General features: G+C 70.0%; 10 protein-coding genes. 5 read left to right on the top strand and 5 right to left on the bottom strand.

All coding sequences use genetic code 11. The features are described from left to right. The first annotated feature begins 234 nt into the window (after positions 1 to 234). The 3 genes from ABL838_RS15225 (at position 235) to ABL838_RS15215 (ending at position 2,254) form a co-directional block, all read left to right on the top strand. Positions 235 to 927, top strand: coding sequence for a hypothetical protein (locus tag ABL838_RS15225; protein ID WP_184637956.1), 693 nt, complete (start codon positions 235 to 237; stop codon positions 925 to 927). Positions 928 to 1,017: 90 nt separating this feature from the next. After that, positions 1,018 to 1,911 (top strand): hypothetical protein, encoded by an 894-nt coding sequence (locus ABL838_RS15220; RefSeq protein WP_418125806.1) that lies wholly within the window; start codon positions 1,018 to 1,020, stop codon positions 1,909 to 1,911. Between the two features lie 16 nt (positions 1,912 to 1,927). Next, positions 1,928 to 2,254 carry a hypothetical protein gene (locus ABL838_RS15215; RefSeq protein WP_369662355.1) on the top strand — a complete coding sequence of 109 codons (327 nt, stop codon included), beginning with the start codon at positions 1,928 to 1,930 and terminating at the stop codon, positions 2,252 to 2,254. 13 nt (positions 2,255 to 2,267) lie between these two features. Here ABL838_RS15215 and ABL838_RS15210 read toward each other — a convergent pair whose 3' ends face one another. The 5 genes from ABL838_RS15210 to ABL838_RS15190 all read right to left on the bottom strand — a co-directional run bounded on the left by ABL838_RS15210 (position 2,268) and on the right by ABL838_RS15190 (position 7,861). Further along, positions 2,268 to 2,582 carry a hypothetical protein gene (locus ABL838_RS15210; RefSeq protein ID WP_418125805.1) on the bottom strand — a complete coding sequence of 105 codons (315 nt, stop codon included), beginning with the start codon at positions 2,580 to 2,582 and terminating at the stop codon, positions 2,268 to 2,270. Between the two features lie 364 nt (positions 2,583 to 2,946). Continuing rightward, the gene (locus ABL838_RS15205; protein ID WP_418125804.1) at positions 2,947 to 5,574 is read right to left on the bottom strand and encodes an AAA family ATPase; all 2,628 of its coding nucleotides are present in this window, start codon (positions 5,572 to 5,574) and stop codon (positions 2,947 to 2,949) included. Beyond that, the gene (locus ABL838_RS15200) at positions 5,571 to 6,689 is read right to left on the bottom strand and encodes a metallophosphoesterase family protein (protein WP_126019714.1); all 1,119 of its coding nucleotides are present in this window, start codon (positions 6,687 to 6,689) and stop codon (positions 5,571 to 5,573) included. Before ABL838_RS15200 ends, ABL838_RS15205 begins: the two co-directional genes overlap by 4 nt. A gap of 124 nt (positions 6,690 to 6,813) precedes the next feature. Beyond that, complete coding sequence (locus ABL838_RS15195) at positions 6,814 to 6,996, bottom strand: hypothetical protein (protein WP_126019712.1); 183 nt, start codon at positions 6,994 to 6,996, stop codon at positions 6,814 to 6,816. Between the two features lie 124 nt (positions 6,997 to 7,120). Further along, positions 7,121 to 7,861 carry a peptidoglycan DD-metalloendopeptidase family protein gene (locus ABL838_RS15190; protein WP_418125803.1) on the bottom strand — a complete coding sequence of 247 codons (741 nt, stop codon included), beginning with the start codon at positions 7,859 to 7,861 and terminating at the stop codon, positions 7,121 to 7,123. Between the two features lie 863 nt (positions 7,862 to 8,724). On the opposite strand from ABL838_RS15190, the gene ABL838_RS15185 reads away from it, so the two are divergent. Both ABL838_RS15185 and ABL838_RS15180 read left to right on the top strand, forming a co-directional pair. Next, positions 8,725 to 15,957 (top strand): amino acid adenylation domain-containing protein, encoded by a 7,233-nt coding sequence (locus ABL838_RS15185; RefSeq protein WP_418125802.1) that lies wholly within the window; start codon positions 8,725 to 8,727, stop codon positions 15,955 to 15,957. Then, positions 15,954 to 20,984: an amino acid adenylation domain-containing protein gene (locus tag ABL838_RS15180; protein ID WP_418125801.1), complete on the top strand. Its 5,031-nt coding sequence runs from the start codon at positions 15,954 to 15,956 to the stop codon at positions 20,982 to 20,984. Before ABL838_RS15185 ends, ABL838_RS15180 begins: the two co-directional genes overlap by 4 nt. The last annotated feature ends 3 nt before the right edge of the window (positions 20,985 to 20,987 follow it).

The raw sequence follows: 20,987 nt of genomic DNA, 5'->3' as shown, positions 1-20,987 counted from the left end.
CGCTTGCCGCCATCGTGTGGCGCAAGCGTTTTTCCGTCTTGCCGGAAAGGCTCGCAGCCATGCCTTTCGCCATAGCCTCGCATTACCCAGCACAGGGCATTTTTCATTGCTTCCCCGGCGCAGAAACTGCACTCCGGTCGTCACGCAAGCCACTCCACACCGCGTTACAGACCGTCAGCTGATAGCCGGGTGGTCCGGCGATCGGGTTTGTTCCACATCACTCGAGGAAGCATCATGAAGAAGACTCTCATCGCCATCGCCGTGGTCCTTGTCGGCAGCGTCGCTTCGGCAACGGTCGGCAGCACCGCGGTCGCCGCGACGTCCACCACGACCGGCTCTTCCAGCTCCGCCGGATCGACCGCCGCCAGCTCCGGCACGGGCAGCGCACTGAGCTACAACTCGGCCACGTCGAGTTCGGCGGCCAATGCCAACGCCTCGGGCGGCGCGTTCGCGGTTCCGGGCTTCGCCATCGGCGGCGCGACGGCGGGCGGCTCGGCAACCACCACCGGCCGCGTGACCAGCATGGCGGTGACGACCGGCAACGGCCTGGCCACCGGCGGCGCCAACGCTTCGGCCAACGCGACCTCGGCGGGCAACGCCAACTACTCCGCGGGCGGCGCCACGCACGTCAGCGGCAGCGCTGGCGGCGCAGCCTCTTCCACCACCAACAACACGGCGGCGACGGCCGCCGGCCCCGGCGGCGGCATCGCCCTGGTGACCCGTACCTCGACCACGACCTCCGGCTACAACGCCTCGTCCGGTGCGATCAACGGGCCCATCAACGGCACGAGCACCTCGGCCACGGCAGGCTCCACCGGCGGCTCCTTCGGCGTCACCAACTTCGCATGGGGCAACGCCGGCGGCTTCACCAACGGTGGCGGCACCGGCGGCACGGCGGGCGCGAGCTCGACAGCATCGGCTCCCTGAACCTTGCCTTGCGCAAACCGGTTGCTGAACCTGGAAATGGGGAGAGCGGCAGGAAACGCCCTCTCCCCGGTCCTCAAAGGAGTCGAAAAAATGAAGAAGCTGCTTTTTCTTTCACTGCTGACCTTCTCCGTGGTGGCTATCGCCCAACAGACCAACACCAACACGGGTGCGAACAACGGATCGTCGAGTTCGGCCACGACCTCGGCCCAGGGCAACAGCCAGTCGGTGACGTTTTCGAGCCCGGCGAGCGTGACCACCCAGTCGACGATGACCAGCAACCAGAACGTCAACAACACCGGCGCGACGACGAACACCGTCGACTACCGCGGCAGCTACACGATCAAGAACGTGCCGTCGGTCAACGGACCCAACCTGACGACGAGCAATGACACCTGCATGGGCAGCAGCAGCGCCAGCGCGAACGGCCCTGGCGTGGGCCTGAGCTTCGGCACCACCTGGACGGACGAGCACTGCAAGCGCCTGAAGATGAGCCGCGAGCTCTGGAACAAGGGCATGAAGGCAGCGTCGCTGGCCATGGACTGCATGGACCCGGCCGCGATGGCCGCGCTGGAGATGACCGGCACCAAGTGCCCGCAGTCGATGACGGCGGAAGAGCGCGTGACGGCCTACGGACCGCAGGCATCGGCCAGCGGCGCTGCCGCCTCGCCGCCTCGCGCGGTGGCTGCAGCGGCCCCTGCCCCGGTGGCTCCGCAGCCCGTGGCTGCCACTTCGCCGGCCGCCCCGGCTCCGCTGCCGCCGCCTCCCGCGCACACCGAGCACATCGCGCAAGCCTCGCCTGCCCCGCAGCAGCAGGCCGCGGCAGCCTCCGAAGACACGGGCGTGGTCACGATGCCCGTCGTCAGCGCCACGGTGACGCCGATCGACCCGGGCGAAGTCGCCTCCATCCGGGCCGCGTCGCGCATGCTGGACCAGCGCTCCGACGACATCGCAACCGCACCGCGCCCGGCCCCCGCCGCGCAATGACCGCACGGAGCGCCAAATGACCAGGACCGTATTCCTGCTCTGGCTGGCGGCCTGCTGCGCTGCCACCACGGCGGCGGCAGCGGCCGTGCAGCAGCCGCTGCGCGTCGAGCGGATGAACATGGGCAGCGGCCTGCAGAACGCGCGCGGCACCGAGAACGCGCTGCCGGTCGGCGCCCTCGGCGTGTGGCACGTGCCGCAGTACCTGCCGGGCTACCCCACGGCCGCGACGATCTGGCCGCGCGTGATCGTCATCCAGTGCACGGAAGACCTCTGCGCGGGCTACACGATCACGCCCGAGTTGGGGCGCGGCGAATATCTTTTCTTCGTACCGGCGGGCAAGTAGCCGGCGAGCATGTTCACTGCGTGCCGCCTTTTCCAAGGCCGGCGCGCAGCGATTGCGCGGTGGCATCCGCCGCGTCGATCCGACGTTGCAGTTCCTCGTTGACCACGCCCACCAGCGCCGCGAGTTCGGCGCGGCTCGGATAGACCTCCTGCGTATCGCTCACCCCCTGCTGGACGATGAGCTTTTCGAGGCACGCGTACGCGCGCTGCATCGATTGAAGGCCACCGATGTCGTCGCACAGCTGCAGCGCGAGCAGCTCGGCGCTCTGTGAAGCGGAAGATTCGGAAGGGGAAGAGACGCGCGCGGATGCGCGAGCGGATGCAGCCATGAGAGGCCTCCAAGGGTTTCGTGTTTCTGAAACCGACGCACCGAGGCCAATCGGGGCGGCAGCTCGACGGGTTGGCCTACCGGGAAACCACTTGCGTGAAACCGGCCGGGCTCGCGCCCGCCCATCGAGCCGCCAAAACCGGAAGCTCAAATGACGAAGCCGCAGACCCTGCGGGGAAACTGCGGCTTGCGTCGCAGCGGTTTCAGTGGGAGGCCAATCCCGATCACGCTTTTTTTGACGCGACCGGCGCAGTATAGCCACGCCCAAACGGGGCGGCGGCTCGACGAGTTGGACTACCGGGCAACCACTGGAAACCGGCCGGGCTTGCGCCCGCACGTCGAGCCGCCAAAACTGGAAAGCAGCCTCAGGGAATGCTTCGCGCCACCACGCCCAAGTCACGCCATGCCTCGGGGTGGCAGCTGAAGATCAGAATCTGGTGCCGCTGCGCCGCGTCGTACAGCACCCGCTTCATCTGCCGCAGGCGCTCCTCGTCGGTGTTGACCAGCGCGTCGTCGAGGATGAGCAGCGTCGGCTTGTTCGCTTCCTTCAGCAGGTCCGCGTAGGCTAGCCGTGCGACCACGCCCATTTGCTCGCGCGCGCCCACGCTGAGTTCCTCGAACTCGCCGCTCTGCGCGCCGCGCAGGCCCTGGCGCGTGATGCGGCCGGGCGAGAGATCATCGCCGACCTCGATCTGTGCGCCAGGGAAAAGAATCTGCAGGTAGTGGTCGAGATGCTTCTGCAACGGCGCGCGCAGGCGCCGCGCCAGTGCGGAGCGCTTCTCGCGCAGCAGCTTGAGCAGATGGTCGAGCGCCCTCGCCCGGCGTTCGAGTTCGGCGCAGCGGCGCGTGGCGTGTTCGAGTTCTCGCTGCTTTTCCGAGGCGGCTTCTTCCTGGCCGAGGGCGCCCTTGGTTTCCAGCTCGACTTCGAGCCGGGTGATCTCGTTGGCGCGCTGGCTGTGCGCGGCCTCGGCCTGCCTTGCGCTGCGCTCCAGCCGCTCCACGTCCTGCGCGAGCACGGGCAGGTTGACGGTCTGCAGGCGCTGGGCCAGTTCTGAGAGCTTGTCCTGCATGGCTGACTGCTGCGCCAGCGCGTCGGTCAGTGCGCCGCCGGCTTCGGTCTTTCTGCCGGCGCGTGCGGGGTCGTTGAGGGTGGCCTTGACTGCGGCGAGTTCGTCTTCAGCAGCCTTCACCTGTTCGCGGGCATTGCCAGCCGCGACCTTCGCGTCGTTGAGGGCGGCGGAGGCTGCCTCCAATGCGGCGCGCGCAGCGGCTTCTTCTGACTCAGCCGATGGCACGGCCATGCCTGCAGCCGGCGCTGACGGCATGGCCTGCAGCACCTGCCGGGCTTCCGCGAGGCGGGCTTCGCGCGTCGCAACGTCGGCGGCGAGCGCGCCGAGTCCCTTGGGGGCCAGCGCTGCGAGCACGGCTTCGGCGGCACCGGCCTCGCCCTTGCGTAGAACCTGCTGCCGCGCACGCTCTTCGACCGCCGCCAAGCTTTCGGCGCGCAGGCCCTGAAGCAGCGCCGCAAGCTGGTCCCGCGCGCGGTCGCGCTCGATGGCGATGCTTTCGAGGTCCGCGCCGCCCGGCAGCACGCTGATGCGGCCCACGCCTTCGATCTCGATGTCGGTGCGGGCGATGACGGTCTGGCGCTGCGAGCCCGTCAGCTCAGTTCCTGCGACGCGGACCTTGGCGCCGGGCTGCAGTTCGAACTCCAGGGCCGTCGCCACCGCGTCGAGCCTGGCCTGAGCAGTGCGAAGCACGTCCGCGCACTGCCGCAGCCGCTTGAGCTCGCCTTCGGGCACCGCGAGCGCCTGCGCCTCGGCCTGCAGGCGGGTGACTTTCTCCTGTTCGGCCTTTGCCTTCTCGTGGCTTTGCGAGAGCGCGGCGAGCTGCTCGGCCAGGCTTTCGATGGTTTTCTCCTGTGCGATGCGTGAGGCAGCTTGTCGCGCCAGGCGCAGGTTCTCGCGAGCTTCGGCATCGGCCTTCGTGGCGGACGCATGGCGCGGCTCCCATGCCTGCAGTTCGCCGAGCGCCTTGGCCAGGACTTCCTGCGTCTTCCGCAGGTTCGCCTCCCGCTGGGCGAGAGAGCCTTCCTCGCGCTCCATCGCCTGCAACTGGGTGCGCCATGAATTCACCTGCGCGGCGATCTGCCTGAGCGCGGCTTCCTGGGCGGTCTTCTTCTCGTCCAGGCCCCGGGCTTCGTCGAGCCGCTGCTGCGCGACGACGAGTTGCTCCCGCAATGCCGCCCACGGCCGCGCGGCTTCGTCGCGCTGGTGGTCGCGGCGCAGATTGGAGAGGCGGTCGACGCCCGACTGGTAAGACTCGATGTCGGCATGCAGCCGCTCGAGTTCGGCTTCGAGTTCCGCGCGCAGCTTGAGCGCGTCGGCGTAAGCGCCACGCGGTGTTCCGGCGGCGGGCGTCAGCAGTTCGTTGCGCTCGGCCTCCACCGCCTTCAGCACCGCATCGCCGTTGCTGGAGGCCAGTTCGCCCAGCGATTCGCCGAGCGCGTTGCGCAGATGGTCGCTGGCAAAGCCCACCGCGCTGGCGATGTCGTGCGAGGTGCCCTGCTTGATCCACAGCAGCCCCGGAATGCCCATGTGCTCGGGCGTGCTGGCGCCCTTGCCCGGAAAGCGGAAGCCCAGCAGGGCCGCGAGGTGGTCTTCGGCGACGGCGCCGTCCATGGCTCTGCCGTCGATCACCAGTTCGCAGCGCTTCTTGCCCAGGAAGGCCTTGGTGAGCCGGTAGCGCTTGCTGTCGAGCTCGAAATCGACTTCGACCATCGGCGTCGCCGAGCTTTCGCCCCAGGGCCGCAGATGCTCGACAGCGCTGGAGCGGTGCCGCTCGAAGAAAGCGGCGCGGATGGCCTCGGCGACGGTCGATTTGCCCGATTCGTTGGGCGCGGCGAAAAGATTGAGCCCGTCCGTCAGCCCGTCGATTTCGAGCGGCGCGCGGAAGAGCTTGAAGTTCTCGATGCGAAGGCGCTGCAGCTTCATGCGGCCGCTCCCGGCTGCGTACCGAGGATGCGCGCGAGCGTGAGCAGCGCGTCGCGCGCCAGCTCGGCATCGGTGCCGCCCTGCTGCTCGCGCAGCGCCTGCAGCGCCTCGCCGACGAAGCCGTCGGCGTGCAGTGCCTGTATGTCGTCTTCGGTCGGCTCCAGCCGCAGCGCTTCACCTTCCCAAACCAGCGCACGGGCGCGGGCGCGCGCGGCATCGAGGGCTGCGTTCAGCCGGTTGTGGCCGGCAAGGTCGCAGCTGCCCTGGGCGCGCAGTTGCAGCACGTCGCCGCTGCCGATCTGCTCGAGCTTGCGCACCAGCTCGTCGATGTCGGAGGGCACGGCGAGCCGGGGTTCCCATTGCTGCCAGTCGAACTGGCCGGTGCGGATGGTTTCGACCACGGGCGGCGCGCCGGCACCGGCGATGCCGACCAGCAGCGCCTGGCCGGAGTCGTTGGCCCTGAATCGGTCGGTTTCGGGCGTGCCGGCGTACCAGGTGCGCTCGTCGATCTGCCGCGTGCCATGCCAGTCGCCGAGCGCGAGGTAGTCGAGCCCGGCCTGCGCGGCGCGGCCGGCGGCGATGGGGTTGGTCGAGTCGATGTCTTCCGAGAGGATGCCCTGCACGCTGCCGTGCGCGAGGCCGATGCGGGGGAGGCTTTCATCCTCCGGCTCGGCGGCGGCGAACCATTCGGTGAGGTCGCCATAGGTGTGGCGCTGCGTGAGCGGCGCGGGCAGCAGCGTGAACTTGCCGGCCACGGTGTGCGGCCTGGGTTCCAGGCAGCAGACGACGTTCGGCGCGATGGCGCCCAGCCGCTGCGCGCGGCTCCAGACGGATTCGCTCAGCGCCGAATCGTGGTTGCCCGGAATCAGCAGCCACGGTCCGGCAAAGCCTTGCATGGCGTTGAACATGCGGCGGATGGTCTTGTCCGAGACGGTCTGCAGGTCGAACACATCGCCCGCGACCAGCACGGCGTCGACCTTGCGTTCGCTGGCGATGGCGGCGAGCCGCTCGACGGCCTTGAAGCGCGCCTCGAAGAGCGCCGAGGCGTCGTCGGGCTCGAACTGGGAAAACACGCGGCCGATCTGCCAGTCCGCGGTGTGTAGCAAAGAAATCATGCGTCGTAGCCCTCCCTTTGCCTGTCGCGTCTGCATCGTCCGGGTCGGTCCCGAACAGCGAGCATCTTAGAGGGCGCGCACGACCGTCCGCGGTGACGACACCGCGCGGGGCGGACGGATCAGATCAGGCCTGGGAGTCGGCCCCGGCCGAGCACTCCTGCAGCAGCGCGGCCGACTGGGTGACCTGCTCGGCGATCTGCTCGCGCAGCGGCCGCCACTCGAGGCTGAAGGGGGCAAGGAGCAGCCACTGCATGGTCAGAGCCAGCGCGATGCCGAGAATGACGAACATCCAGTGCACGAGTTCCATCGCCGCCCCTTTTCAAGAATCAGCGGGAGTCTGATCACTTCGCAGGCATCGCGATATCGCCAATTCGGGGGATGCCGTTCGCCAGAGATCGCTCACCGCCTCCGGCCGGACGACTCACTTCAGCTCACTTCGCCGGCAGGTACTGGCGCGGATCGACAGCGTTGCCGCGGTAGCGGATCTCGAAGTGCAGGCGCGCGCGCGTGCCGTCGGAGCTGCCGATCTCGGCGAGCTTCTGGCCCTGCTTCACCTGCTGGCCCTGCTTGACCTGCACGGCGCGCAGGTTGGTGTAGATCGACATATATGAACCGCCGTGGTCGACCATCACCACGCTGCCGTAGCCGCGCAGCGTTTCGGTCACCGCCACCTTGCCCGCTCCGATGGACGCCACCGGGTCGCCGAGGCTGCCGCCGATGTCCACGCCCTTGCTGCTGGTGCCGTTGAAGCCCGCGATCACCGGGCCCTGCGAGGGCCAGGTCCAGTCGCTGCGGCGGGATGCGGGCGGCGCGACCGGTTCCGGTGCCGAGGCTCGCGGCGGCCGGGGGCGCTCCGCGCGTTCAGGACGCTCGGGGCGCTCGGGCCGTTCGCGGCTCGGCGGCGGCTCCGACGAGCCGGCGCCGCCCGGAGGAACCACGCGCAGCACCTGGCCCGCTTCGAGCTTGTCGGGGTCCTGGAGATTGTTCCAGCGCGCGATGTCGCCGGGCGAGCGCCCTGCCCTCGACGCGATGCGATAGAGCGTGTCGCCCGGCTGGACGACGTATTCGCCCGGCCCCGCCACTGGCGCCTTGGGAGACGTGGAGCATGCCGCCACCACCAATGCCGCCGCGAGCACAGCGCCCGCGCGCCAGTTCCTTCCTGTCACAACCACCACCGGATTCCTTCCTGCACAACCTGGATTGCGCGCTGCCGGGTGCCCCGGAACCGCGCTCGAAGAATGCGCGAAGGCTAACAGCAGTCGCGAGCCGTTCCGGTGGCTTCGGGGCTTTTTCGCTGCGGGCCGCTCATTCGACAGCGGGTCGTGGCAACGGTGGCGAATTGCCTGAAAAGCCAATTTGGGAAAGCGGTTCCGGTGCCGTGGAACTACACCGGGTAATGGGATGTCGCGAAATTCATTGCACTCCCTGCAAGCTGGATTCTCCGGCCTCACCCAATTTCCAATGCCTTTTTCAATTTTCAGGTTTTGTTTGAATATCTTTTATACGGTTACAGCCTCTGCCAATTAAAAACAGTCGGCACCGGGAGGATGTTTCATTTTTCGACGAATTTTCCGGTGCGGTTTCCGCATGGTTCGCCGGCCCGCCGGGAGGCATCGTCCGGACCACCCCTGATGCGCCCGCCGCGGCGCCTCCGCCCCTGATTCCCCCTGAATCTCCCCTTGAGTACCTTGCTTCTGCCGGGCTTCCCCGATGCCCGGAGAGCGTCGTCCGGCACCCTTTTCACCGCGAACGGCGCATCAGTTACCCCGTCCGGGACGATTCGGGTAGTACGTTTTAGAAATAACTTCATCCAGTTGTAACTTAAGCCTTAAGTCCCCACATCGGCAGTTGCAAACACCCTAGGATGAAGACACGAAAAAAGCGCGGACCATCTCCTGCTCTTTCAATTAGGCGAATGGATTTTCCATTCGCCTGATTGCTTTCGCCGTATTTCTTTTGGGATATTTACGTGGAAATTCAAACTGTTTCGCAGGCGATGCAAGGTGCTCCGGAGCTCTCTCTGGAAGACCTGTTCGTGCCGCGATCCAATTCGAACGGCCTCACCGGCCGCCACGCTGGATCGGCGACGCTCTCCCCAATCCTCGCGCGCGACTGGACACGCTGGCTCGCCGCCAGCGGCCAGCTGCCCGACACGCCCTTCGTGGCCGCATGGCTGCTGCTGCAGTCGCGCTGGCTCGGAAGCCCGCGGGCCGTGCATGGACCCGTCGCCGTCGAGGTCGACGCAGCCAGGGCTGCAGGCGCCTGGCTCGCCGAACTGGACGGCATCCGCCGCTCGTTCCCAACGGAAGACGCCGACGCCCCCGTGCGCCTGCGCCTCGACGCAACCACCGTCTCACTTCACATGGACGCGGCCGCGAGCCTGATGGACCCGGCGGCGATCGACCAGCTGCTCGCAGCCCTCGCCGACACAGCCCATGACCTGATCGAGCGCCCGGACGCAGCCCTGAGCGACATCCGCACCCAGCCTCAAGCCGACCGAGCCGATCAGCTCGAAGGCTGGAACACCGCCCTCACACCCGTGGACCCGGCCCTGACCGTGCCCGCGATGTTCGCCCGCCAGGCGGCGACATCCCCCGACGCCATCGCCATCGCCCAGGGCGACGCACGCATGAGCTACGGCGAACTCGACCGCAGCTCCAGCGACCTCGCCCTGCATCTGCAAAGCCTCGGCGTCCAGGCAGGCGACAGCGTGGGCATGCTGCTCGACCGCTCGATGCCGGCCATCGTCGCCCAGCTCGCCATCCTCAAGGCCGGCGGCGCCTACGTGCCCGTGCCCACGGACTACCCGGCCGAGCGCATCGCCTACATGCTTGCCGAGGCCGGTGCGAACCGCGTGCTCGCCACGCGGGAGCACCGCCACCTCGTCCCCCCTCATCACGGCGTTTTTCTGGTCGACGAGCAGCAAGACAAGCAAAACCGGAGTTCATGGAATCCACCGGCCATCGATGCCGAGTCGGTGGCCTATGTCATGTACACCTCGGGCTCCACGGGCACGCCCAAGGGCATCGAGATCTGCCATCGCTCGATCCTGCGGCTGGTGGTGGGCGTGGACTACGTCGACCTCGCCCCGGGCCTCGCGATGCTGCACGCGGCACCGCTGGGCTTCGACGCGGCCACGCTCGAGATATGGGGACCGCTGCTCAATGGCGGCTGCTGCGTCATCCATGACGAGCGCGTGCCCACCGGCGCGGGCCTGGCCCGCACCATCGAGCGCCACGGCGTGCACACGGCCTGGCTCACGGCCGCGCTCTTCAATGCGGTGATCGACGACGACCCGGCGCACCTCGCCGGCCTGCGCCACCTGTTCACCGGCGGCGAGGCGCTCTCGGTGCCGCACGTGCGGCGCGCGCTCGCCGCACTGCCGCAGCTCGCGCTGAGCAACGGCTACGGCCCCACCGAGTGCACCACCTTCGCAGCCACGCACCGCATCGCCGCGCCCCTGCCCGAGGGCCTGCGCTCCATTCCGCTCGGCCGTCCGATCAAGGACACCGTGCTGCGCGTGCTGAGCCCATCGATGGCGCTGCTGCCGACCGGCTTCGTTGGCGAGCTCTGCATCGGCGGCCACGGGCTGGCGCGCGGCTACCTTCTGCAGCCCGCGCTCAGCGCCGAGCGCTTCGTGCCCGATCCCTTCGGCGCCCCTGGCGAGCGGCTCTACCGCACCGGCGACCTCGCGCGCTGGCTGCCCGACGGCACCATCGAATTCATCGGCCGCCGCGACGGCCAGGTGAAGATCCACGGCCACCGCATCGAGACCGGCGAAGTCGAGGCAGCGATCCTCGCGCACCCGGCCATCCAGTCGTGCGCCGTGATCGCCCGGCCCGACGGAAACGGGCAGCTGCGCCTTGTCGCCTACCTGGTTTCGCGCTCTGCGCAAGAGCAGCTTTCGTGGGACGCCCTGCGCGCCCACCTCACCGAGCGCCTGCCGGCGGCGATGGTGCCCTCGGCGCAGGTGTGGCTCGCCCGGTTGCCCGTCACCCCCAACGGCAAGCTCGACCGCAAGGCGCTGCCCGATCCGGCCGGCGAACGCCCCGAGCTTGCCCAGCCTTTCGAGGAAGCGCGCGACGCCGTCGAGCAGCGCGTGTGCGATGCCTTCGCGCGCGCGCTGCGCATCGCGAAGGTCGGACGCAACGACAACTTCTTCGACCTCGGCGGCGATTCGCTGCTCGTGCTGCAGGTGCTGGCCGACCTGCGGCAGGACTCGGTGGTGCCGCTGTCGGCCAATCTTTTCTTCCGCAATCCCACGCCAAAAGCGATGGGTGCGCGGATGCAGCCGGCGGACGAACAGCCCGCCACGGCCGCTGCGCCCGGTTTCAAGGATCGACCGGACGCAGCGGCCACCCATCTTGAAGACGCCGTCGCGCTGATCGCCACCGCCGGGCGCTTTCCCGGCGCGGCCGACGTGGAGCAGTTCTGGGACAACCTCGTCGCCGGCCGCGACACGATCAGCTTCTTCGACGACGCCTCGCTCGACGCCGGCATCTCCGAAGCGCTGCGCAGCGACCCGGCCTACGTGCGCGCCCGCGGCGTGATCGACGGCATCGAGGACTTCGACGCCGCCTTCTTCGGCATCGGCCCGAAGGAAGCGCAGCTCATGGACCCGCAGCAGCGCGTGTTCCTCGAGATCTGCTGGGAGGCGCTGGAGCGCGCCGGCTACGTGCCCGACGCGGCGCCGGGCCCGGTGGGCGTGTACGCCGGCATGTACAACGCCACCTACTTCCAGCGCCACGTGAGCACCCGGCCCGACCTGGTGGAGCCGGTGGGCGAGTTCCAGGTGATGCTGGCCAACGAGAAGGACTACATCACCACGCGGGTGGCGAACCGGCTCAACCTCACGGGGCCGGCCGTCAGCGTGCACACCGCCTGCTCGACCTCGCTGGTGGCGGTGGCCCATGCCTTCCACGCGCTGCGCACCGGCCAGTGCTACATGGCGCTGGCCGGCGGCGCATCGGTCACCTGCCCGCCGCACAGCGGCTATCTCTACAACGAGGGCTCGATGCTCTCGCCCGACGGCCACACGCGCAGCTTCGACGCGCAGGCCCGGGGCACCGTCTTCAGCGACGGCGCGGCCGTGGTGCTGCTCAAGCGCCTGGCCGACGCGCAGGCCGACGGCGACACCATCTACGCCGTGCTGCGCAGCGCCTGCGTGAACAACGACGGCGGCGCCAAGGCCAGCTTCACCGCGCCCAGCGTCGACGGGCAGGCGGCCGTCATCCGCGCCGCGCTGGCGGCCGCCGACGTGGACGCGCGCAGCATCTCCTACGTGGAAGCGCACGGCACCGCCACGCCGATGGGCGACCCGGTGGAAGTCGAGGCGCTGGCTTGCGCCTATGCCGAGCACACCGACGCACTGGGCTTCTGCACGCTCGGTTCACTCAAGAGCAACGTGGGCCACATGGTCACGGCGGCGGGCGCGGCGGGCCTCATCAAGACGGCGCTGGCGCTGCACCACGAGCAGATTCCGCCGACGGTGCATTTCAGCGCGCCGAACCCGGCGATCGACTTCGCGCGCACGCCCTTCCACGTCACCGCGAGCCTGCAGGCATGGCCGCGCGACGGGCAGCCGCGCCGCGCGGGCGTCAGTTCCTTCGGCGTGGGCGGCACCAACGCGCACGTCATCGTCGAGGAAGCGCCGCCGCGCCCGGCCTCGCCACCGGCCGTGGGCGACCAGGTGCTGCTGCTCTCGGCACGCTCCGAGGCCGCGCTCGGCGTGGCCGCCGGCCAGCTTGCCGCGCATCTCGAAGCCCGGCCCGAGCTGTCGCTCGCCGACGTGGCCCACACCCTCGCGGTAGGCCGCAAGGCCCACGCCTTTCGCCGCGCGGTCGTGGCCGGCAGCACTGCCGAAGCGGTGGCAGCGCTGCGCGATGCCGCCGCGCCGGGCGGCACCAGCGGCCGCGCCGCCCAGCGCGCGCAGCAGCTCGTGCTGATGTTTCCCGGACAGGGCGCGCAGTACGCCGGCATGGGCCGCAACCTCCATGCGAACGACCCGGTGTTCGCCGCGGCCTTCGACGACTGCATGGCCGCCTTCGCCGGCGCGACCGATTTCGACCTGCGCGAGCGCATGTTCTGCGACGACCCGCAGGCGCTGGCACCTACCGCCGCCACGCAGCCGGCGATCTTCACGCTCGAATACGCGCTGGCCCGCCGGCTCCTGGCACTGGGCGCACGGCCGCATGCACTGATCGGCCACAGCGTCGGCGAGTTCGTCGCGGCCGTGATCGCCGGCGTGATGCGGCTCGAGGACGCCGCGCGGCTGGTCGCCCGCCGCGGCGCGCTCATGCAGGCGCAGCCCGCGGGTGCGATGCTGTCGGTGCGCATGGGCGCGGCCGATCTCGCCGGCCGCCTCGGCCCGAATCTTTCACTCGCCGCCGAGAACGGCCCCACCGCCTGCGTCACCGCCGGCCCCTTCGAGGACATTGCCGCGCTGCAGGCCGCGCTGGAAGCCGACGGCATTCCCAGCCGCGCGCTGCAGACCTCGCACGCCTTCCACTCGGCCATGATGGACCCGGCCGTCGCGCCCTTCGAGGCGCTGGTGGCCAAGGTGGCGCTGCGCGCGCCGCAGATTCCGATCTTCTCGACCCTTACAGGCCAGCCGCTCGGGGACGCCGATGCCACCAGCCCGGTCTACTGGGCCCGCCACCTGCGCGGCACCGTGCGCTTCTCGCCGGCGGTGCGCAGCGCGATGGCGCAGGTGCAGAACCCGCTTTTCGTGGAGGCCGGCCCGCGCAACACGCTCGCCACGCTGGTTCGCCAGCACGGCGCCGGCGCGGGCAGCGTCGTGCCGTTGCTGCACATGGAGCCCGGCGGCGATGCCGGCGAGGCCCGCACCCTGCGCCTCGCGCTCGCGCGCCTGTGGACCTGCGGCGCCGAGGTCGAACTCTCGCGCCTGACCGCCCGTGCCGGCGCGCAGCGCGTGCGCCTGCCCACCACGCCTTTCGAGCGCAAGCGCTGCTGGGTCGACATCGCCCCAGCCGCCTCTTCTTCCGTGACCCCATCTGTCGCGGCTGCGCCCGTCGCCGCCGCCGTCGTCGTCCCACCCATTGCCCTGGAGCCGATCGTGACCGCTGCTACGCCCTCGCCTCTTCCTCCACCAAACGCGTCGCCCATCGACACGCGCCTGCGCGCCCTGTTCGAGGACATCTCCGGCCTAGACATGGCGCAGGCCGAGGGACAGGCGCCCTTCAGCGAACTGGGCCTGGACTCGCTCACGCTGACGCAGGCAGCCACGCAGATCAAGAAGCACTTCAAGGTCGCCGTCAGCTTCCGCCAGCTGATGGAGAACTACCGCAGCTTCGACGCGCTTTCCGCCTTCCTGCGCGAAAGCCTGCCGCCCGAAGCGGCGCCCGCGCCGGTTGCTGCAGCGGTTGCCCCGGTGGCCGCGCCAGTCGAAAGCGCGGTCTCCGTACCGCGGGCAATGCCGCAGCCGCAGCCGCAGCCCGTGCCGATGCCGGTCTACATGCCGATGCAAGGCAGCGTCGCCATGGGCGAGACCCAGTTGCCGCAGCTGATTTCGCAACAGATGGAATTGATGCGGCAGCAGCTCGCGCTGCTGTCGGGCGCGGTTCCCGCTGCGCCGCTGGTGACGCTGCAACCGGTGATGCCGGCGCAGGCGACACAGGCGACACCCGTGGCTGCGGCACCGGCAACGCCGGCCGCCCCCGTCGCAACCACCGAAGAACCCGCCCAACCCGTGCGCTACGACGTGAGCAAGGCCTTCGGCGCCATCGCCCGCATCCACACCCAGCGCACCGCCGAGCCCAGCGGCCGGCAGAAGGCGCGGCTGGCGGCCTTCATCCGCCGCTACGTGGAGCGCACGCGCAAGAGCAAGGAATTCACCGAGGCCAACCGGGCGCACATGGCCGATCCGCGCGTGGTCAACGGCTTCCGGCCGATCACGAAGGAGATCACCTACCAGATCGTCATCGAGCGCTCCAAGGGCTCGAAGATGTGGGACCTCGACGGCAACGAATACGTCGACGCGCTCAACGGCTTCGGCATGAACATGTTCGGCTGGCAGCCCGACTTCGTGCTCGACGCGGTGCGCCGCCAGCTCGACGCGGGCTACGAGATCGGCCCGCAGCATCCGCTGGCCGCCGAGGTGACGGCGCTGGTGTGCGAGCTCACCGGCAACGATCGCGCGGGCCTGTGCAACACCGGCTCCGAGGCCGTGATGGCGGCGCTGCGCATCGCGCGCACCGTCACCGGCCGCAGCACGGTGGTGGTTTTCACCGGCTCCTACCACGGCACCTTCGACGAGGTGCTGGTGCGCGCCGGCAAGGGCGGCAAGGGGCTCTCGGCCGCGCCGGGCGTGATGAGCGGCATGTTCGGCGACATCCGCGTGCTCGACTACGGCACGCCCGAGGCGCTGGAGTTCATCCGCGAGAACGCGGGCGACCTCGCCGCGGTGCTGGCCGAGCCGGTGCAGAGCCGCCGGCCCGACTTCCAGCCGCGCGAGTTCCTGCACGAGCTGCGCGAGATCACCGCGAAGAACGGCTGCTGCCTGATCTTCGACGAAGTCATCACGGGTTTCCGCACCGCGCTGGGCGGCGCGCAGGAGTTCTTCGGCGTGCGCGCCGACCTGGCCACTTACGGCAAGGTGATCGGCGGAGGCTTTCCGGTGGGCGTGATCGCCGGCAAGCGCGAGTTCATGGACGCGCTCGACGGCGGCGCCTGGCAGTACGGCGACGACTCCATTCCCGGCGTGGGCGTGACCTACTTCGCGGGCACTTTCGTGCGCCATCCGCTCGCGCTCGCGGCGGCGAAGGCATCGCTCGTGCACCTGAAGGAAGCGGGGCCCGCGCTGCAGTCGGGGCTCAACACGAGCACCGCCGCCATGGCCGCGGAGCTCACGGGCTGGTGCAAGGAGGTGGGCGCGCCGGTGGAGATTCGGCACTTCGCGTCGCTGTGGCGCGTGAGCTGGCTCGAAGACCACCCGCTGCAGGACCTGCTGTTCGCCATGATGCGCAGCCGCGGGGTCCACATCCTGGACAACTTCCCGTGCTTCCTCACCAGCGCGCACAGCGCCGAGGACATCGCCTTCATCCAGCGCGCCTTCAAGGAATCGGTCGCCGAGATGCAGGAATCCGGCTTCCTGCCGCGCCGCGCCGTCCCCGTCGCCGCCTTCGACCGGCACAAGCCGGCCGAGGAAGGCTCCGTGCTGGCCCGCGACATCGACGGCCAGCCGTTCTGGTACGTGCCCGACGCGGCCGCCGCCAGCCAGCAACACGTCAACGGAAAGGTCGCAGCATGAACGCCGTCCTCAAGCCCGCCGCGAGCGGTGGTGCCGTCGAGTGCATCATTCCGACCACGGAATCGCAGCGCGAAGTCTGGCTCGGCGCGACGCTGGGTTCCGAGGCCTCCATGGCCTACAACGAATCGGTGGTGCTGCGCCTGCGCGGCGAGCTCGACCGCCCGGCGCTCTCGCGCTCCATGGCCCGGCTGCTGGAACGCCACCAGGCCCTGCGCTCCACGATCTCGCCCGACGGCACCTGCATGCTGGTGAGCCACGCGGGCGGCAGCCCGATGACCGAGCACGACCTGGCCGGACTGGAGCCCGAGGCCCGCGCGCTGGCATTGAGCGATGCGCACGACGAGGCCGTGTGCACGCCCTTCTCGCTGGAGCACGGTCCGCTCTTCCGCGCCGCGCTCTACCGGCTCGGCGAGACCGATCACGAGCTGGTGATGTCGGCGCACCACGTGGTGTGCGACGGCTGGTCGTGGGCCGTCATCACCGAGCAGCTGGGCCATCTCTACGCCGAGGAAACCGGCACCGGACTGAAGCTGAAGGCCGCGCCGCTCTTCTCCGACTTCGCCGCCGAGGAAGCCGCCGCCGCCGCGCACCCCGACATGCAGGCGCACATCGACTACTGGCTCGGCCGCTTCCCCGGCAGCCCGCTGCCGGTGCTCGACCTTCCGATGGACCGCCCGCGTCCGGCCGCGCGCACCTTCAACTCGCGCCGCGCCGAGCGGCTGCTCGACAGGCGGCTGGTCGCCGCCGTGCGCTCGGCCAGCACCAAGGCCGGCATCAGCCTCTTCACCGGCCTGCTCAGCGGTTTCGTGGCGACGCTGCACCGCCTCACGGGGCAGGACGACATCGTGGTGGGCATCCCGGCCTCGGGTCAGCTCGCGCACGACATGCCGGGCCTGGTCGGCCATTGCGTGAACCTGCTGCCGCTGCGCATCGCCGCGCACGCCGGCATGCGCTTCGACGCGCTGATGGACGAGTGCAGCACCGCCGTGCTCGACGCCTTCGACCACCAGGCGCTCACCTATGGCGCGCTGCTGGGCCAGCTCTCGCTGGAGCGCGATCCGAGCCGGCTGCCGCTGGTGAGCGTGGCCTTCAACGTCGACCCCGACGTGGCCAGCAGCGCGCAGGCGTTCACCACGCTGGACGTGGTGCAGGACACCATCGCCCGCCGCTACGAGAACTTCGAGCTCTTCGCCAACCTGCGCCCGCACGAAGGCGGCCTGATGGTCGAGGCCCAATACAACACCGACCTCTTCGACGAGGTGAGCGTGCAGCGCTGGCTCGACATGTTCGAGTGCGTGCTGCAGTCGGCCTCGCACAGGCCCGACGAGACCGTCGGCCGGCTGGAGGTGCTGTCGGCCGAGGCCGCGCGCGAGCTCATCGCACTGCAGCCGGCGCGCGTTCCGCTGGTCGGCGCGCCGCTGGCGCATGCGGGCTTCCTGGCGCGCGTGCCGATGCAGCCCGACAGCCCCGCGGTGCGCGACGGCGCCAGGAGCTGCAGCTACGGCGAGCTCGACGCGCTGTCCAACCGCCTCGCACGCGCCCTGCGCGCACGTGGCGTGGGCCGCGGCCAGCGCGTGGGCCTGTGCCTGGAGCGCAGCCTGGAAATGGTGGTCGCGATGCTGGGCGTGCTCAAGGCGGGCGCCTCCTACGTGCCGCTGGACACCGCCTTCCCGCAGGCCCGGCTCGACCACTACGCCACCGACGCCAGCCTCAGCCTGATGCTGACCTCGTCGGACATCGCGGTCGCGCCGCGCGACTGGCGTGCCGACGCGGGCGCGCGCATCTTCGAGATCGACCGCGACAACTGGCGCCAGCTCTCCGGCGAGCCGCTGCCGCCGAGCGCGGACGACCCCGGCCCCGAAGACGCCTCGTACATCATCTACACCTCGGGCTCGACCGGGCTGCCCAAGGGCGTCATCGCCCATCACCGCGGCGTGGCGCACCTGCTGCAGTGGATGCAGCGCGAATCCAGCGTCGGGCCGCACGACCGCATCGCGGCGGTCACCACCCTGTCCTTCGACATGGCCGTGCCCGACCTGCTGCTGCCGCTGGCGGCGGGCGCCGAGCTGGTGATGGTCAAGCGCGAGGTCGCGATGGACGGCACGCGCCTGTCGCGCACGCTCGACGAGGAGCAGATCACCCTGCTGCAGGCCACGCCCGGCATGTGGCAGCTGCTGCTGGATGCCCAGTGGGCCGGCGGTGCGCCGGGCTTTCGTGGCTGGACTGGCGGCGAGGCACTGCGCCCGAGCATGGCGCTGGCGCTGTGCGAACGCATGGAAGGACTGTGGAACGGCTACGGGCCGACCGAGACCACCGTGTATTCCACCGCCTGGCATGTGCGCCCCGAGGAGATCGCCTCGCGCGGCGTCTCCATCGGCAGGCCGGTGGACAACACCGAGATCTGGATCCTCGACGCCGACCTGCAGCCCTGCCCCATCGGCGTGCCGGGCGAGATCTGCATCGCGGGCGAAGGCGTGTCGCTGGGCTACCTCGACCGCCCCGAGCTGACCGCCGAGCGCTTCGTCACGGTGCGCATCTTCGGCACGCCTAAGAAGGTGTACCGCTCCGGCGACCGCGGCCGCTGGCGCAACGACGGCCTGCTCGACCACCTCGGCCGGCTCGACTTCCAGGTGAAGGTGCGCGGCTACCGCATCGAGCCCGGCGAGATCGAGGTGCGCTGCTGCGAGGTCGAGGGCGTCTCGCGCGCGGTGGTGATCGCCCGCGAGGACAACCCCGGTGACGTGCGGCTGGTGGCCTACCTCGCGCTAAAGCAGGGTGCGGGCTTCGACCTCGAGACGCTGATGGTGCACCTGCGCAAGCACCTGCCGGCCTTCATGCTGCCGCAGCACGTGGTGACGATGGATGTGCTGCCCAAGCTGGCCAACGGGAAGATCGACCGCGTCTCGCTGCCGGCTCCGCAGGCGGTGCCGCGAGACGAGGTGCGCCGCGGCGCCGGCCCGTGCAACGAGCACGAGCGCAAGGTGCTCGCGCTGATGGAGAAGGTGCTGAGCCTGCCCGGGCTGGACATGCACGACGACTTCTTCACCATGGGCGGCCATTCGCTGCTGGCCGCGCGGCTCACCACGCTGCTGAGCCGCGAGTTCCAGGTGACGGTGCCGTTGCGCACCCTGTTCGAGTCCCCCACGGCCGGGAAGCTGGCGGCGTCCATCCAGGCGCTGCAGGGCGCGGGCGTGGGGCTGCAGGCGCCCATCGGCCGCAGCATCGGGCGCACCACCGCGCCGCTGACCATGGCGCAGGAGCGCATCCGCTTCATGGAGCAGCTGCACCCCGGCCGTTCGGTCTACAACGCGCCCTCTGCGCAGCGGCTCACCGGGCAGCTCGACGCGGCACGCTTCGAGAACGTGTGGCGCGAGATCATCCGCCGCCAGCCCTCGCTGCGCACCCACATCGGCATCGACGCGGGAAGCGGCAGGCCGGTGCAGGTGATTTCGGAGTCAGCGGAATTCACGCTGCCGCTGGTGGACCTGCGCGGCCTGCCCGCCGACCAGCGCGAGGCCGAACTGGCCGAGCGCATGCAGGAGCTGGCGGACCGGCCCATCGACATCCGCAGCGCGCCGATGATGCATGCGACGCTGTTCCAGCTCGACGACAACGAGCACGTCTTCCTTTTCGTTCCGCACCATCTGATCTGGGACGGCTGGTCCTTCGACCTGATGCAGCGCGAGCTTTCGGCCCTGTACGACGCGGCCGAGCGCGGCCGACCGCACAACCTGCCCGCGCTCTCCACCACCCAGGGGGACTACGCCGAGTGGCTGGAGAAGTGGCTGGCCGGGCCTGCCTGCGAGGAGCAGCTCGCCTTCTGGCGCGGCCGCCTCGAAGGCGCCAAGGCCGTGCGTCCGCCGGTGACCGACATGCCCCGGCGCGCCGGCAAGAGCGGCCAGGGCGGCGCGCACTGGATCCACATCGACCTGCAGAGCACGCAGCGGCTGCGCGAGATCGCGCGCGACATGGACGTGACGCTGAGCATGCTGACCTTCGGCGTGTACGCGCTGACCATGGCCCAGGTGACCGGCAACGACGCCATCGTCATCGCCAACCCGGTGCGTGGGCGCCAGCAGGCCGAGACCGAAGACGTGATGGGCTTCTTCAACAACGTGCTGCCGGTATCGCTCACCATCGACCGCTCGCTCGCGCTGCCGGCCTTCATGCGCTACGTGAAGCAGGAGCTGCTGTCGATGATGAACAACCAGCAGGTGCCCTTCGAGCGCCTGATGGCCGAGCCGGGCTACGCGGGGCAGATCAAGACCTCCGGGCCCTACCAGTCGATGTTCTCGTTCCAGGACGCCCGCGAGCGCGCCCGCTCGGTCGGCAGCCTGCAGACCCGCCAGGTGCACGTGATGCAGCACGGCGCCACCGACGACATCGGCGTGTGGCTGATGGACAAGCCGCACGGCCTGGAAGGCGCGCTGATCTACAACGCCGACGTCTACCTGCGCGAGACCGGCGCCCAGCTGCGCGAGCGCTACCTCGAAGTGCTGCGCCGCGTGGCCGAGGAGCCGGGCGCCACGCTGGAGCGGATCTCCGACCCCGAGATGTCGACCAGCGCCGCCTACCTGCGCAAGATGGCGGCGGCCGATCCGGGCAAGGCCGCCGCCGCTAACGGTACCGTCGACGGCGCCGTCGACGGCAACGGCGGCGCGGCCAGGGCGAAGCAGAGCCAGCTCGAGCCCGAGCAGGCGCAGCTCGCCCGCATCTGGGCCGAGGTGATCGGCATCGACGTGGCCGACATCCGCGCCGGCGACAACTTCTTCGACCTCGGCGGCGACTCGCTTCTGGTGCTGCGCGCCGTGCAGCAGGCGGCCCTGACGCTGGGCCACCGCGTGGAGCCGCGCCGCTACCTGTTCGAGAACCTCGGGCAGATCGCCTCCTCGCCGCGCGTCGCGGCCGGGGGCGTGCCGTCGGACCTCGCCGAGCTCGCCGCCGGCACGGCCGCGCACGCGCAGCAGCATCAGCAGCAGCGCGGCGGACTGCTCGGCGCCCTCGGCGGCTGGCTGCGCAAGGGGTGATGA

The sequence above is a fragment of the Variovorax sp. 160MFSha2.1 genome (assembly GCF_048305075.1).
GTDB lineage: Bacteria > Pseudomonadota > Gammaproteobacteria > Burkholderiales > Burkholderiaceae_C > Variovorax > Variovorax guangxiensis.
This window is presented reverse-complemented; position numbering and strand designations above follow the sequence as displayed.